Here is a 14,939-nt window from a genome sequence, read left to right as displayed (position 1 = left end):
CCGTTGGCGACCGCGAAGATGTGCCTTTGCCTCCCCCTCTAGTCGATGTGCTGACCAAGCGACGACAGCAGACCGGCTCAGGCAGGGACATTCCAGGAGGGCCGTCCAGCCCTCCGGTTCGGTACACAGCGTGACCGAAACACGGGACCTCGCAGAGGGCATCACTCGCCCAAAAGAGCCGCCCGCACCCCTGATCGAAAGCGGGGAGGCGGGCGGCTTTTTTACGCCTGATGCCCCGCCAGGCATGCCTGACGGGGCATCAGAACGAGCGTCAAATGAGCGTCGCGAGCGTCATTTCAGCGTCAAGATATCGCCCGTAACGCCCACAACGCACATAATGCACACCAGAGAAACTGCAGGTCAGGCGCCCTTCTCGGCAGGCTCAAGGATCGCCACGCACTCCAAGTGCTGCGTCATCGGGAACAGGTCGAAGGCGCGCAGGGTGCGCATGCGGTAGCCCGCCTCCGCGAAGTACGCCACGTCGCGGGCCAGGGCTGCCGGGTCGCAGGCCACGTAGGCGATGCGGCGGGCGCCCAGGGACGCGAGGTGGCGGACGGTCTGCTTGCCCGCGCCCGCCCTCGGGGGGTCGAGGACGATCAGGTCGCACTCGGTGATCCGGGTGCGGGGCAGGACCTGCTCGACCTTGCCCTGCTCGATGCGGACCCGGTCCAGGTCCTTCAGGTTGTGGCGCGCGTCCTCGACCGCGCGCTTGCCCAGCTCGATGCCGAGCACCGCGCCCTTGTCGCCGATGCGCTCCGCGATCGCGCCCGCGAAGAGGCCGACGCCGCAGTAGAGGTCCAGGGCCGTCTCGCCCTTGCGGGGCATCAGGCCCTGCATGACCGCCTTGACCAGGGTGTCCGCCGCCTGCGGGTGGACCTGCCAGAAGCCGCCCATGCCGACGCGGTACGTACGGCCGTCGGCGCGCTCGCGGACGAACGCGCGGCCGTGCACCTGGTGCACCGCCCCGTCCTTCTCGCCGACGCGCAGCACCGAGACCGGCTTGTCCAGCTCCACGATGGGCAGCCGGGCGCCGGGGCGCGGGGTGAGGACCACCTGGCGGTCGTGGGAGCCGGTCGCGGCGATGGCCTCCAGGGACGCCATGCCGGGCCACTCGCGCTTCTCCACGCCCAGCTCGGAGACGCCCGGCGCGGCGATCATGCAGTGGTCCACCGGCTCGACCTCGTGCGAGCGGTGCCTGCGCAGGCCGATCCGGCCCTCGTCGTCGACGGCGTACTGGACCCTGGTGCGCCACGCGGGGACCTGGCCCGCCGGGAGCTTGTCGCCCTCGGCCGGCATGACCGTGCCGTCCCAGCCCGCCTCCTCCGGCGTGAGGCCCGCCAGGCGCTGGAGCTGTTCGGCCAGCACCTCGCCCTTGAGGCGGCGCTGGGCGCCCGGCTTGGCGTGCTGCCAGTCGCAGCCGCCGCACTTGCCGGGGCCGGCGAAGGGGCAGGGCGCCTCGACGCGGTCCTTGGACGCGGTCAGGATCTCCACCGCGTCCGCCCGCAGGAAGCGGGACGTCTCGGCGCCGTCCGTGATCCGGGCGACCACGCGCTCGCCGGGGAGCGCGTGGCGCACGAACAGGACGCGGCCGCCCTCGGTGCGCGCGATGCAGTGGCCGCCGTGCGCCACCGGGCCGACCTCTACCTCGTACTCCTCCCCTACCAGCGACTTCTCGTCCCCTACCTGCGGCTTCTCGGGGGTGTTCTGCATGGTGCGGTGGCTCCAGGGAGAGAGGGGAAGGGGCGAATGCGGTCGAACGCGGAAGTGGGCCGGCCCTAGGGCCAGCCCACCAGTCTACGCGTCAGGGGCTCGTGGATCGGTTCCGCGCGTCAGTGCTTGGAGGCCGGCTCCTTGTGGCGCTTCTCCACCGGGCCCCTGCGGACCGCTCCCGGCGCGTTCCACTCCGCGCGCTTCCTCGCGCGCTTCTTCGCCGCCTCGGACGATTCGAGCTGGTACGGCACCGAGGTGACCATCACGCCCGGGGTGAACAGCAGGCGTCCCTTGAGCCGCAGCGCGCTCTGGTTGTGGAGCAGGTGCTCGTACCAGTGCCCGACGACGTACTCCGGGATGTAGACGCTCACCGCGTCGCGCGGGCTCTCCTTGCGCAGGCTCTTCACGTACTCGATGACCGGGCGGGTCACCTCGCGGTACGGCGAGTCGAGGATCTTCAGCGGGACGTTGATGCCGCGCCGCTCCCACTCGTCGCGCAGCACCTTCGTCTCGGCCGGGTCGACGCTGATGGACAGCGCCTCCAGCTTGTCCGTGCGCATCAGCTTGGCGTAGGCCAGGGCCCGCAGCGTGGGCTTGTGGACCTTGGAGACCAGCACGATGGAGTGGACCCGGGAGGGGCGGATGCTGTCGTCGGACGGCCCGTCGGGCGCCGCGATCTCCTCGGCGACCCGGTCGTAGTGCTTGCGGATCGCGGTCATCGTTCCGTAGAAGATCACCATGCCGAGCAGTGCGACCCAGGCGCCGTGGGTGAACTTGGTGGCCAGGACGACCACCAGCACCAGGCCGGTGAAGAAGGCGCCGAAGGTGTTGATCGCGCGGGAGCGGACCATGCGGCGGCGCTTGGCCTGGTCCTTCTCGGTGGCCAGGTGGCGGTTCCAGTGCCGGACCATGCCGATCTGGCTGAGCGTGAAGGAGACGAAGACGCCGACGATGTAGAGCTGGATCAGCTTGGTGGAGTCGGCGCCGTAGATCCAGACCAGCAGTACGGCCGCGCCCGCCAGCAGCACGATGCCGTTGGAGAAGGCGAGGCGGTCGCCGCGGGTGTGCAGCTGGCGCGGGAGGTAGCGGTCCTGGGCGAGGATCGAGCCGAGGAGCGGGAAGCCGTTGTACGCGGTGTTGGCGGCCAGGAAGAGGACCAGGGCGGTCGCGGCCGCGAGGAGCACGAAGAAGAAGGTGCCGTCGCCGAAGACGGCGGCCGCGACCTGGGAGATCACCGGGTCCTGGACGTACTTCTCGCCGACCGCGACGCCGTTGTGGATCAGGTCCTTCGCGGGGTTCTCGGCCATCTTCACGTCGGTGGCCATCGCCAGGCCGATGATGCCGCAGAACATCGTCACGGCCAGGCCGCCCATCAGGGCGAGCGTGGTCGCGGCGTTCTTGGACTTCGGCTTGCGGAAGGCCGGGACGCCGTTGCTGATCGCCTCGACGCCGGTGAGGGCGGCGCAGCCGGAGGAGAAGGCGCGCAGCAGCAGGAAGACCAGCGCGAAGCCGGCGAGGCCCTGGTGCTCGGGCTTGATCTCGTACGAGGCGGTGGGCGCCCGCATGTCGTCGCCGAGGACCAGGCCGCGGAACGCGCCCCACGTGATCATGATGAAGACGCCCGCGACGAAGACGTACGTCGGGATCGCGAAGAGCTTGCCCGACTCCTTCACGCCGCGCAGGTTCATCAGGGTCAGCAGGACGATCACGCCGATCGCGCAGAGCACCTTGTGCTCGACGACGAACGGCACGGCGGAGCCGAGGTTCTCGATCCCGGAGGAGATGGAGACGGCGACCGTGAGGATGTAGTCGACGAGGAGGGCGCTGGCGACGGTGAGGCCGGCCTTGGGGCCGAGGTTGGTGTTGGCGACCTCGTAGTCGCCGCCGCCGCTCGGGTAGGCGTGGACGTTCTGGCGGTAGGACGCCACCACCGTGAACATCAGCACCACGACCGCGACCGCGATCCACGGACTGAAGTGGTAGGCCGACACGCCCGCAATGGAGAGCACCAGGAGCACTTCTCCCGGTGCGTACGCCACCGAGGACAGCGGGTCGGAGGCGAAGACGGGGAGTGCGATGCGCTTGGGGAGGAGCGTTTCTCCCAGCTTGTCGCTGCGCAGGGCCCTGCCGATGAGGATCCGTTTGGGCACGTCGGTCAGTTTGGACACGCAGAGGATCGTAAGCGCTCGCCACGGGCCCCGCCCACCCACCACCCCCACCGGTGCGGAACTCGATGAGGGCAACTCCCCGAACGACGCATAAGCTCGTCGTGAACACGGTGGTGAACGGCCGTGACGGGCTGTCCGAATTGTTGTCAGGTAGTTGTTCGGTCGTTGTTCGACCGTGGCTCCTTCATTTGCCCGGTAGGCCGGGAAGGAAGTTGTGAGCAGGGTGTTTGTGCAGGTCAGCTGGATGACCAGGAGTGCGGGGTAAACGGGACGTGCACATTGTCATCATGGGCTGCGGACGAGTGGGCGCCGCTCTCGCGCAGACCCTGGAGCAGCAGGGTCACACCGTCGCGGTGATCGACCAGGACCCGACGGCGTTCCGCCGCCTGGGTTCGGGCTTCGGCGGGCGCCGTGTCACCGGCGTCGGGTTCGACCAGGACACCCTGCGCGAGGCGGGGATCGAGGAGGCCGGCGCGTTCGCCGCGGTCTCCAGCGGCGACAACTCGAACATCATCGCGGCGCGGGTCGCGCGCGAGATGTTCTCCATCGAGAACGTCGCCGCGCGGATCTACGACCCCCGGCGCGCCGAGGTCTACCAGCGTCTGGGCATTCCCACCGTCGCCACGGTGCGGTGGACCGCCGACCAGATGCTGCGGCGGCTGCTGCCGTCCGGCGCCGAGCCGCTGTGGCGCGACCCCAGCGGGGGCGTGCAGCTGGCCGAGGTGCACATCTCGCCCGCCTGGATCGGCCACAAGATCAGCAAGCTGCAGGAGGAGACGGGCGTGCGCGTCGCGTTCCTCACCCGGCTCGGCGAGGCGGTCCTGCCGACGTCGCAGACGGTGTTGCAGGAGGGCGACCTGGTGCACGTGATGATGCGCACCGACGAGATCGAGAAGGTCGAGGCGGCCTGTTCGCAGGGGCCCGAGGAGGGCGGTCACTGATGCGCGTCGCGATTGCCGGGGCCGGTGCGGTGGGACGTTCCATCGCGGGCGAGCTCCTGGAGAACGGGCACGAGGTGCTGCTCATCGACAAGGCGCCCACCGCCATCTCGGTGGAGCGGGTGCCGATGGCGGAGTGGCTGCTGGCCGACGCCTGTGAGATCACCTCGCTGGACGAGGCCGCGTTGCAGCGGTGCAACGTGGTGATCGCGGCGACCGGTGACGACAAGGTGAACCTGGTCGTGTCGCTGCTCGCGAAGACCGAGTACGGGGTGCCGAGGGTCGTCGCCCGGGTGAACAACCCGAAGAACGAGTGGCTCTTCAACGAGTCGTGGGGCGTCGACGTCGCGGTCTCCACGCCCCGGCTGATGTCCGCGCTGGTGGAGGAGGCGGTGAGCGTCGGCGATCTGGTCCGGCTGCTGCGCTTCAGCCACGGCGACGCGAACCTGGTCGAGCTGACGCTGCCGCCGGAGTCCGCGGTGGCCGGTACGCAGGTGGGCGACGTGGCGTGGCCCGAGGACACCTCGCTGGTGACGATCATCCGGGGGCGGCGGGTGCTCACGCCGAGCCCGGAGGAGACGCTGGAGGCGGGGGACGAGCTGTTGTTCGTCGCGGCGCAGGCGCGCGAGGAGCAACTGGAGGACCTGCTGTCCGTGCGCAGGGAGGACTTCACCGGCTAGGGCACGTCGTCCTGGTGCGTGCGCGAAGGGGCCCGGTCGTCCGACCGGGCCCCTTCCGGGTTTCTAGGCCTCGCCCCGGGGTCCGGGTTTCTAGGCCTCGCCCCGGGCCTCCTGCTTGCGGGCGGCTTCCGCGGCCTCTTCCGCCTCCATCTCCGCGAAGACGTCGATCGGCGGCGGCGCCTTGGAGAGGAACACCCAGGTGAAGTAGATCGCCAGCAGCATCGGCGGCAGCTTCAGCGCGATCAGCACCCAGCCCAGCTGCGAGGTGTCGCCCCACCAGTAGATCGGGAAGAGGATCGCGTACTTCGCGAGGAAGATCAGGCCCCACGCCCAGCTCGACTTGGCGTACGCCGCCTTGCGGCCGGGGTTGCGGGTGCGCCAGGAGAGGTTCTCCTTGAAGACCGGCCCCAGGATCAGGCCGACCAGCGGGTACCCCACCAGCGTGGAGACGATGTACGCGAAGCCGAGGCCGACGCCGTACAGCATGCCCGGCAGGTAGAAGTCCTTGGCGTTGCCCGTGAGCATCGAGAAGGCGACGCCGACGGCGACGCCGAAGACCCCGCTGAACGCGTGCTTGGCCGTGTCCTTGCGGACCAGGCGGACCACGACGAGCACCAGGGACAGCCCCAGCGCGGCCAGCGCCGACGAGTGGAGGTCCTTGTTGATCGTGTAGATCATCACGAACAGCAGGCCGGGGAGGACGGTCTCCACCATGCCCCGTACACCGCCGAACGCCTCGAAGAGGGCCGCCTCTGTGACGGTCTTCGCATCCTGCTGCGAGTCCTGCGGGTCTGTCGCGGACGGCTTGTCGAGAGACGTCACCGGCTACTCCTTGCCGAGCGGTCGGAGTTCGTATTTGGGGTTGAACAGCACCCGGCGGCCGTGGCTCATGGAGATCCGGCCCGATGCGATGAGCTTGCGGCCCGGTTCTATGCCCACGATCGAGCGACGGCCGAGCCACACCACGTCGAGCGGGGCCGTGCCGTCGAACAGCTCGGCTTCGAGCGCGGGCACGCCCGCCCTCGGACGCAGGGTGACCGTCCGCAAGGTACCAGTCACCTTGACGATCTGGCGGTCGGAGCAGTCGGAGATGCGGGTGCACCCGGACGCCTCGCTGTCCTCCCGCAGTTCCTCGGACTCTATGTCCTCCTGCGAGCTGGACAGCCGGTCGAGCATGCGGCGGAAGCGGCCGGCCGGTCTGGCGGCCCGCTCCGCCTTCTCCGGTTTCCCGGGCTTCTCGGATCGGGGTGCTGCACTCATACAGAAAGCGTACCGGCCACCTCGGACGGCCTGATCACCGCTCGAAGCGGTAGCCCATGCCCGGCTCGGTGACGAAGTGCCTGGGGTGCGAGGGATCCGCCTCCAGCTTGCGGCGCAGCTGCGCCATGTAGACCCGGAGGTAGTTCGTCTCGGTGCCGTAGGAGGGGCCCCAGACCTCCTGGAGGAGCTGCTTCTGGCTGACCAGTCGGCCGGTGTTGCGGACCAGGACCTCCAGGAGGTGCCACTCGGTGGGGGTCAGCCGTACGTCACGGCCCTCCCGGTGCACCTTCTTGGCCGCCAGGTCCACCGTGAAGCCCTCGGTCTCGACCACCACGACGTCGTCGTCCCCGCCGCCCACCGGCTCCGCGCGCCGCACGGAGGCGCGCAGCCTGGCCAGCAGTTCGTCCATGCCGAAGGGCTTGGTGACGTAGTCGTCGGCGCCCGCGTCGAGCGCCTCGACCTTCTCGTCGGAGGTGTGGCGCGCGGACAGGACGAGGATCGGTACGCGGGTCCAGCCGCGCAGGCCCTTGATGACCTCGACGCCGTCCATGTCGGGCAGGCCGAGGTCGAGGACGACCACGTCGGGGTGGCGGGCGGCGGCGAGCTGGAGCGCGGTCGCCCCGTCGGGAGCGGCGTCCACCTCGTACTTGCGCGCCTTCAGGTTGATCACGAGGGCGCGCACGATCTGCGGCTCGTCGTCGACCACGAGCACCCGGGTCATTGCGGTCCTGCCTTTCTGCGGTGGTTCGGGCGGGTCAGGTGGGGCCGCGGCCGGGTCACGTGGTGACCTGGGCGGGCAGGTCGGGGCGGTACGGGGCGTGGCCGTCGGCCGCCCTGAGCGTGAGGACCATGGTCAGGCCGCCGCCCGGGGTGTCCTCGGCGTCGATCGTGCCGCCCATCGCCTCGACGAAGCCCCGGGCGACGGCGAGGCCGAGGCCCACTCCCGCGCCGCGCGGAGCGTCGCCGTAGCGCTGGAAGGGCTCGAATATCCGGTCCTTCGCCTCGTCCGGGACGCCCCGGCCCCGGTCGGCGACGCGCACTTCGACGCGGTCGCCGAGCGCGCTCGCGGAGACGCAGACCTTCTCGGAGTCCGGGCTGTACTTGACGGCGTTCTCGACGATGTTGGCGGCGGCCCGCTCCAGCAGGCCCCGGTCGACCGCGACCATCGGCAGGGTCTCCGGGATGTCGAGGACGACGCTGTCGTCGGGCACCCCGACGAGCGCCATCGGAATCACCTCGTCGAGGTCGGTCACGCGCAGCAGCGGGGTGACGGTGCCGGTCTGGAGGCGCGACATGTCGAGGAGGTTGCCGACCAGGTGGTCCAGGCGGTCGGCGCCGTCCTCGATGGCCTCCAGCAGCTCCGCCTCGTCCTCCTGCGACCACTCCACGTCGTCGGAGCGCAGCGAGGTGACGGCCGCCTTGATGGAGGCCAGGGGGGTGCGGAGGTCGTGGCTGACGGCGGCCAGCAGCGCCGTGCGGATGCGGTTGCCCTCGGCGAGCTTGCGGGCGTCCTCGGCCTCGTCGACCAGGCGCTGCCGGTCCAGGACGACGGCGGCCTGCGCGGCGAAGGCGCCCAGCACCCGGCGGTCCTCCGCGGGCAGGACGCGGCCGGAGAGGGCGAGCGCCATGTGGTCGCCGACCGGCATGTCGACGTCGGCGTCCTCGGGGCGGCCGACGGGGTCGGGGCCGACGCTGCCCGCGCGGGTCCAGGGCTCGACGTCGCTCTCGCGTTCGAGCAGGGCGACGGACTCCATGGCGAAGGTCTCGCGGACCCGCTCCAGGAGCGCGTCCAGGCTGGTCTCGCCGCGCAGCACGCTGCCCGCGAGGAAGGAGAGGATCTCGGACTCAGCGCGCAGCCTGGCGGCCTGGTGGGTGCGGCGGGCCGCCAGGTCGACGACGGACGCGACGGCCACGGCCACCCCGAAGAAGATCACGATCGCCACGATGTTCTTCGGGTCCGAGATCGTCATGCGGTGCAGCGGCGGCGCGAAGTAGTAGTTCAGCAGGAGCGAGCCGAAGGCCGCGGACGCCAGGGCGGGGAACAGTCCGCCGAGGATCGCGGCGGCGACGGTCAGCGACAGGAAGAGCAGCATGTCGTTGGCGAGCCCGAGGTCCGCGTCGACATTGGTCAGGAGCAGGGCGAGCAGGGCGGGTCCGCCGACGCCGACGAGCCAGCCCCAGAGGATGCGTACGGCCCCCAGGCGGGCGCCGCGGGCGATGGGCAGCCCACGGCCCTTGGCGACCGCCTCGTGGGTGACGATGTGGACGTCGAGGTCGGGGCCCGACTCGCGGGCGACGGTGGCGCCGACGCCGGGGCCGAAGACGTACTGCCACGTCTTGCGGCGCGAGGAGCCGAGGACGATCTGGGTGGCGTTGACGCCGCGCGCGAATTCCAGGAGCGCGGAGGGGATGTCGTCGCCTATGACGTGGTGGAAGGTGCCGCCCAGGTCCTCGACGAGGGTGCGCTGGACGGCCAGCTCCTTGGGGGAGGCGGCGGTCAGGCCGTCGCTGCGGGCGATGTAGACGGCGAGGATCTCGCTGCCCGAGCCCTTGGCGGCCATGCGGGACGCGCGGCGTATGAGGGTGCGGCCCTCGGGGCCGCCGGTGAGGCCCACGACGATGCGCTCGCGGGCCTGCCAGGTGGAGCGGATGTTGTGTTCGCCGCGGTACTGCTGGAGGTACTCGTCCACCCGGTCGGCGACCCAGAGCAGGGCCAGCTCGCGCAGGGCGGTGAGGTTGCCGGGGCGGAAGTAGTTGGAGAGCGCCGCGTCGACCTTGTCGGCCTTGTAGATGTTGCCGTGCGCCATGCGGCGGCGCAGCGCCTGGGGCGACATGTCGACGAGTTCGATCTGGTCGGCCCTGCGGACGACCTCGTCGGGGACGGTTTCGCGCTGGCGCACGCCGGTGATCGACTCGACGACGTCGCCGAGGGACTCCAGGTGCTGGATGTTGACCGTCGAGACGACGTCGATCCCGGCGGCGAGCAGCTCTTCGACGTCCTGCCAGCGTTTGGCGTTGCGGGAGCCGGGAACGTTGGTGTGCGGCAGTTCGTCCACGAGGGCGACGGCCGGCCTCCTGGCCAGGACGGCGTCCACGTCCATCTCGGTGAAGACGGTGCCCCGGTACTCGATCTCGCGGCGCGGGACCTGCTCCAGGCCGTGCAGCATCACCTCGGTGCGGGGGCGGCCGTGGTGCTCCACGAAGGCGATGACGCAGTCCGTGCCCCGCTCCACCCGGCGGTGCGCCTCGGAGAGCATGGAGTACGTCTTGCCCACGCCGGGGGCGGCCCCGAGGTAGATCCGTAGCTTGCCGCGTCCCATGGCCCCATTGTCTTCCTCGAACGCTTATGTACGCAGCGTCGACCTTACGGCCAGCGATTCGGGCATTTGGGGTGGGGTGGGGGTCGGGGCTGCGTCTTTACGGGATTCTGATGGGGTGCGGACGGCGGGGTGGAGCGCCGTCCGCCCGGCGGGACGGCCCTCCCCGGCGGCGGCGCCCCGGACGACCGCCTACGCCTCCACGATGTGGCCGTCGCTCAGTTCGAGCACCCGGTCCGCGAGCCCCAGCAGCTGTGCGTCGTGGGTGGCGACCAGCGCCGTGACCCCCTCGCTCCGCACCACCGCGCGCAGCAGCTCCATCACGGCGAGACCGGTCTCCGCGTCGAGCTGTCCCGTCGGCTCGTCGGCGATCAGCAGGGCGGGCTTGTTCGCCAGCGCCCGCGCGATGGCGACGCGCTGCTGCTGGCCGCCGGACAGCTCGCCGGGGCGCTGCGCCGCGTGGTCGGAGAGGCCGACCAGGGACAGCAGCAGCTCGACCCGCTCCTCGCGCTCCTTCGGGTCCGCCTTGCGCAGCCGCATCGGCACGCCCACGTTCTCCGCGGCGGTGAGGATCGGGATGAGGCCGAAGGACTGGAAGATGAAGCCGAGGCGGTCCCTGCGCAGCTCCAGCAGCCCGTCCTCGCCCAGCGTGGACAGTTCGGTGCCGTCCACGACGATGCTGCCCCCGTCGGGGGTGTCGAGCCCGCCGACCAGGTTCAGCAGGGTCGTCTTGCCGGAGCCCGACCGGCCCTTCAGGGCGACCAGCTCGCCCCGGGGGATCTCGAAGGAGACCCCGCGCAGCGCGTGCACGGCCGCCGCGCCCGTCCCGTACGAGCGGTGCAGGTCCTGGACGCGGACCATCGGCCCGCCGGCCGGTTCGTCCACGACGGCCGTACCGCTGCTGGTCGTGCGTCCGCTGGTGCTGTCGGTCATGCTCGCTCCCCCGGTACGGGTCGTTCGGTCCGGGCGTCAGTATGTGCAGGGCACACGCGCTCCGGCAACGGTTGTGGCCGGACGATCGGGCGCCCCGGCGGCGGTCCGGGCGGTCGCCGGGGCGCCCGGGGGGTCACCCGTCGGGCCAGACCCCGACGTGGTCGTCCTCCGCGGTGAGCCGCACCCGGCCGCGCAGCCCGTAGCGCGCCACGTAGTCGCCGGGCAGTTGCAGCCGGCCCGCCCGGTCCAGGACCGCGAACTCCTCGGCGCCCGTACGGTCGGCCGAGCGCAGCGTCTCCGTGGACGTACGGCCGTCCCTGATCCGTACGGTACGGCGGACCTGTTCCGACACGAGGGGATCGTGCGTCACGACCAGTACGGTCGCGCCCAGCTCTTCGTTCGCGCGGCGCAGTGCCGCGAAGACGTCCTCGCCGCTCGCGGTGTCCAGCTCGCCCGTCGGTTCGTCGGCGAGGAGCACGCGCGGGGTGTTGGCCGTGGCGACGGCGACCGCGACGCGCTGCTGTTCGCCGCCGCTCAGTTCGGCGGGGCGGCGGTCGCGGCAGTGCGCGACGCCCAGCACTCCGAGGAGTTCCGCGGCGCGGGCGGTGCGCCGGGAGCGGGGCACGCGCGTGTACTTCATCGGCAGGGCGACGTTCTCCAGCGCTGTCAGGTACGGCAGGAGGTTGCGTCCTGTCTGTTGCCACACGAACCCGACGGTGGCCCGGCGGTAGCCGAGCCGTTCGCGGCGCCCCATCGCCAGCAGGTCGTGCCCCGCGACGCGGGCGGCGCCCGCTGTCGGGAGGTCCAGTCCGGAGAGGATGGACAGCAGGGTCGACTTCCCGGAGCCGGACGCGCCGACCAGGGCCGTGCACTCGCCCTCGTCGACGGTGAGGTTCAGCCCCTGGAGCGCCTGTACCTCGACGTCCTCGGTGCGGTAGACCCGCACCAGGTTGTCGCAGACGACCAGCGCGCCGTCGCCCGGCTCCGCACCGGCGCTCCGCTCGCGGGCCCTGGCCTCCAGTTCGCGCAGTTCCGGCGGCCGCGACGGCTCCGGTCCTCCCGGCTCCCGCTTCCCTGTCACGTGCCCTCCCCCGTCTCCCCCACCCGCAGGACCCGGCCCAGGCCCCTGCGCCGTGCCAGCCAGGTCTCCGCCGCCGCTGCCGCGGCGACCAGCAGGACGAAGGCCGCCGCCGTGACCGCCGCGGGCCCGTGGTCGACCCGCGGCGCGGGATCCGCCGGGCCTCCGGTGAACTCCCGGAGCTTGAGGGCGGGTTCCAGCAGTACGGGGAGCAGGGCGCCGAGCACGGCCCCGCCCGCGGCCGCCGCGAGCACCAGGGGCAGCAGTTGGAGGAGCTGGAGCGCCCCGGTGTCCCTGGCGCCGAGTCCGAGCGTACGCAACTGGGCCGCCGTGCGCCCCCGTTCGGGCGCGGACAGCAGCAGGTCCAGGACGAGCGCGAGGAACGCGAGGAGCGCGGCCAGCAGTGCGCACACGGTGTGCGCGGTGGACAGCGCGGCCAGCACCCCGTCGTCGCGTCCCGCCGCCAGCGCCTCGGCCTTGATCCGGAGTTCGCCGAGGGGGCTGCCGGGTGCGGCGCGCGGCACCAGGGCGCGCAGGGCGTCGCCGTCGATCCCGGAGCCGTACAGCAGGAGCGCGGACTCTTCGGGGTCCTTGCCCGTCAGCAGCTCGAACGCGGCCCTGTCGGCGACGAGGAGCCGTTCCGCACGGCCCTGTCGTACGGGTCCGACGGCGGGGTCGCGGATCGCCGCGCCGGGGAGCGTGCCGACGACCTCGATGCGTACGGAACGGCCGCCGATCCGGGAGGTGTACGTCGTCCCGGGGGCCGGTCCCGACTCGGCGAGCACCGAAATCGCCGCTCCCTTCCGCACGGTGCCCGGCCCGGCGCCCCGCCCTTTCGTCAGGTCCTTCTCCAGCGCCCTGCCCAGGACCGAATCCGGCGCCGCCCTCCGCAGCGCCGCCGCGTCGATCCCGACCAGGTCCGCCCTCCCGTACCGCCCGCCGTCCCGCGCTCCGGTCAGTTCGGCCCCGGCGCGGTCGACGGTCACGGTGTGCCGCACTCCCGGGGCGCGCGCGAGCCTCCGCGCGACCTCCGGGTTGGCCCGCGCGCCCACGAACGACGCGTCCGCCCCGCTCTCCCAGCCGGCCGCCGCCCGCCGCCCCTCGCTCACGGTCCCCGCGACCATGCTGCCGAACACCGCCGTGGCGAGCGTCAGCACCAGCACGAGCAGTGCGAGCCCACGGGCGGGCGCGTCCTTGGCCGCCCGGGACAGCGCGATCAGCGGTACGGCGCCGCGCCGCCGGGCGCACCAGCGCGCCGCTGCCCGTACGGGCAGCGGATAGCAGCGCACCAGCAGGACGACGGTGGCGAGTCCGAGCAGCGCGGGCACCGCGGCGAGCACGGGGTCGGGGCCCGTACCGAGCCCCCGGGAGCGGAGCGCCACCACCCCGCCCGCCGCCAGCAGCACGACCAGCGCCTCGGCGGTGATCCGGCGCGCGGCACGGGTCGACCGGTGCCCGTCGGACGCCTCCTGCCGCCCTCGGTCGCGCGCACCGGTGTCCCGTACGCCCGCGTAGGTGAGGACCGGCAGCACCAGCCAGGCGCACACCGCGACCGCGAGGCCCGAGCCGTACGCGAGCCCGCTCGCGCCCTCGGGGGCCGCCGCGTGCGCGGCGCCGAACCCCAGGGCTGCGCCGCACAGTGCGAAGGGCGCGGTCTGGGCGGCCCGGATCGCGGCGAGCCCGAGCGCGGACGCGCCCCTGGCGCGCTGGAGGCGGTGCGCCGCCGCCCGCCGCCGCACCGCGAGCAGCGCGGTGACCACGCAGGTGGCGAGGGAGACCGCGATCAGCGAGGCAAGGGCGAACGAGACGACCGCGCGGGCCTGCCGCCACTCCTTGCCGAACTCGCCCACCACCTCGGGCAGTGCGGAGGTGAAGGACACTGCGGACGCCGTGTGGCCGCCGACCGTGCAGCGCTGTCCGCCGAACTCGTCCTGGCCGCAGAAGTGGTCGTTCACGCCCTGCTGGTACTGGAGCAGCGCGCGCTGGAACCGGTCGCGTCCCTCGGCCGTGGCGAGCGCCACCGCGTCGTCGCCGCGCAGGGCGAGGCGGTAGCGCCAGGTGGCGGTGAGCTGGATCCGCCCGGCCCTCTGGAGCGTCTCCAGGGCTTCGGGCGCGGCGAGTCCGAAGACCTGGCGGTCGTACCCGGTGGCCTCGCGCGCCACCTTCAGCGGGGTGTGCAGCAGGGGGACCTCGCGGCCCAGGCGGCTCGGGCCCGGCGCGAAGAAGCCGGTGACGACCACCTGCGCGCGGGTCTGCCGGGTGCCGAGCTGGACGGTGAGGCGTTCGCCGACGCGCAGCTTCAGCGCGTCGCGGGTCCGGGTGGAGAAGGCCGCCTCGACGGGTTCCGCGCTCCCTGCCGCCCCTGCCCCCGCCCCTGCCCCCGCTCCGCCCAAGGGCGATGGCGCCCCGGGCGGGCGGCCCTGCACGTACTCCCGCGGCTTCGGCCCGTCGTCGGCGTACAGCAGCGACAGGGCGACGCTCTCGCCGCGCAGCGGACTGCGGGCGGGCTGGAGTTCGGCGCGCGTCGAATCGCGCACGAGCAGCCCCCTCAGTTCCTCGGGCTCCGCGCGCCGGACGGCGCGCTCGGACTCGGGCAGGCCCTCTCCGAGGGTGTTGACGGGCCCGCCCGGCCGTTCGCCGGCCTGCTCGGTGTCGACGGCCGAGCTGAACTCGACGCCGGGCGCGCTGCGCTGCGCCGCGTCGACGCGGGAGGCCAGGGCGCGGCCCGCGAGCCGGTCGAGCAGGGGCGGAGCGGCCGCGGCGGAGGCGGTGAGCAGTGCGACGAGCGCGGCGACGCAGACGAGCAGGGCGAGGTCGGCGCGGCCCTCGCGGAGGGTGACGGGGTCCACGCGCGC

11 protein-coding genes are annotated in these 14,939 nt (G+C 72.4%); 2 read left to right on the top strand and 9 right to left on the bottom strand.

Features of this window, described 5'->3' with window-relative positions:
• Window positions 1-360: 360 nt before the first annotated feature.
• On the bottom strand, window positions 361-1,710 hold the full coding sequence (locus ACIBNE_RS36890; protein WP_399279646.1) for a class I SAM-dependent RNA methyltransferase: 1,350 nt from the start codon (window positions 1,708-1,710) through the stop codon (window positions 361-363).
• A gap of 119 nt (window positions 1,711-1,829) precedes the next feature.
• Window positions 1,830-3,878: an APC family permease gene (locus ACIBNE_RS36885; protein ID WP_399279644.1), complete on the bottom strand. Its 2,049-nt coding sequence runs from the start codon at window positions 3,876-3,878 to the stop codon at window positions 1,830-1,832.
• 272 nt (window positions 3,879-4,150) lie between these two features.
• Here ACIBNE_RS36885 and ACIBNE_RS36880 point away from each other — a divergent pair, with 272 nt between their 5' ends.
• Window positions 4,151-4,819 (top strand): potassium channel family protein, encoded by a 669-nt coding sequence (locus tag ACIBNE_RS36880; RefSeq protein WP_399279642.1) that lies wholly within the window; start codon window positions 4,151-4,153, stop codon window positions 4,817-4,819.
• Window positions 4,819-5,496: a potassium channel family protein gene (locus tag ACIBNE_RS36875; protein ID WP_399279640.1), complete on the top strand. Its 678-nt coding sequence runs from the start codon at window positions 4,819-4,821 to the stop codon at window positions 5,494-5,496. Before ACIBNE_RS36880 ends, ACIBNE_RS36875 begins: the two co-directional genes overlap by 1 nt.
• A gap of 90 nt (window positions 5,497-5,586) precedes the next feature.
• On the opposite strand, the gene ACIBNE_RS36870 is transcribed toward ACIBNE_RS36875, so the two are convergent.
• The 7 genes from ACIBNE_RS36870 to ACIBNE_RS36840 all read right to left on the bottom strand — a co-directional run bounded on the left by ACIBNE_RS36870 (window position 5,587) and on the right by ACIBNE_RS36840 (window position 14,933).
• Window positions 5,587-6,318 (bottom strand): DUF3159 domain-containing protein, encoded by a 732-nt coding sequence (locus tag ACIBNE_RS36870; RefSeq protein ID WP_399279638.1) that lies wholly within the window; start codon window positions 6,316-6,318, stop codon window positions 5,587-5,589.
• Window positions 6,319-6,321: 3 nt separating this feature from the next.
• A complete protein-coding gene (locus ACIBNE_RS36865) occupies window positions 6,322-6,756 on the bottom strand; it encodes an OB-fold nucleic acid binding domain-containing protein (protein ID WP_399279636.1) in 435 nt (144 codons plus the stop codon).
• Between the two features lie 34 nt (window positions 6,757-6,790).
• Window positions 6,791-7,477 carry a response regulator gene (locus ACIBNE_RS36860; protein WP_399279635.1) on the bottom strand — a complete coding sequence of 229 codons (687 nt, stop codon included), beginning with the start codon at window positions 7,475-7,477 and terminating at the stop codon, window positions 6,791-6,793.
• 55 nt (window positions 7,478-7,532) lie between these two features.
• Window positions 7,533-10,076, bottom strand: coding sequence for an ATP-binding protein (locus ACIBNE_RS36855; RefSeq protein ID WP_399279633.1), 2,544 nt, complete (start codon window positions 10,074-10,076; stop codon window positions 7,533-7,535).
• A 189-nt stretch (window positions 10,077-10,265) separates the two neighbouring features.
• A complete protein-coding gene (locus ACIBNE_RS36850; RefSeq protein WP_399279631.1) occupies window positions 10,266-11,006 on the bottom strand; it encodes an ABC transporter ATP-binding protein in 741 nt (246 codons plus the stop codon).
• A 133-nt stretch (window positions 11,007-11,139) separates the two neighbouring features.
• On the bottom strand, window positions 11,140-12,087 hold the full coding sequence (locus ACIBNE_RS36845) for an ABC transporter ATP-binding protein (protein ID WP_399279629.1): 948 nt from the start codon (window positions 12,085-12,087) through the stop codon (window positions 11,140-11,142).
• Window positions 12,084-14,933: a hypothetical protein gene (locus ACIBNE_RS36840; protein WP_399279627.1), complete on the bottom strand. Its 2,850-nt coding sequence runs from the start codon at window positions 14,931-14,933 to the stop codon at window positions 12,084-12,086. Before ACIBNE_RS36840 ends, ACIBNE_RS36845 begins: the two co-directional genes overlap by 4 nt.
• Between the last annotated feature and the right edge of the window lie 6 nt (window positions 14,934-14,939).

This window comes from Streptomyces sp. NPDC050504, assembly GCF_044458065.1.
Taxonomy (GTDB): Bacteria; Actinomycetota; Actinomycetes; order Streptomycetales; family Streptomycetaceae; genus Streptomyces.
This window is presented reverse-complemented; position numbering and strand designations above follow the sequence as displayed.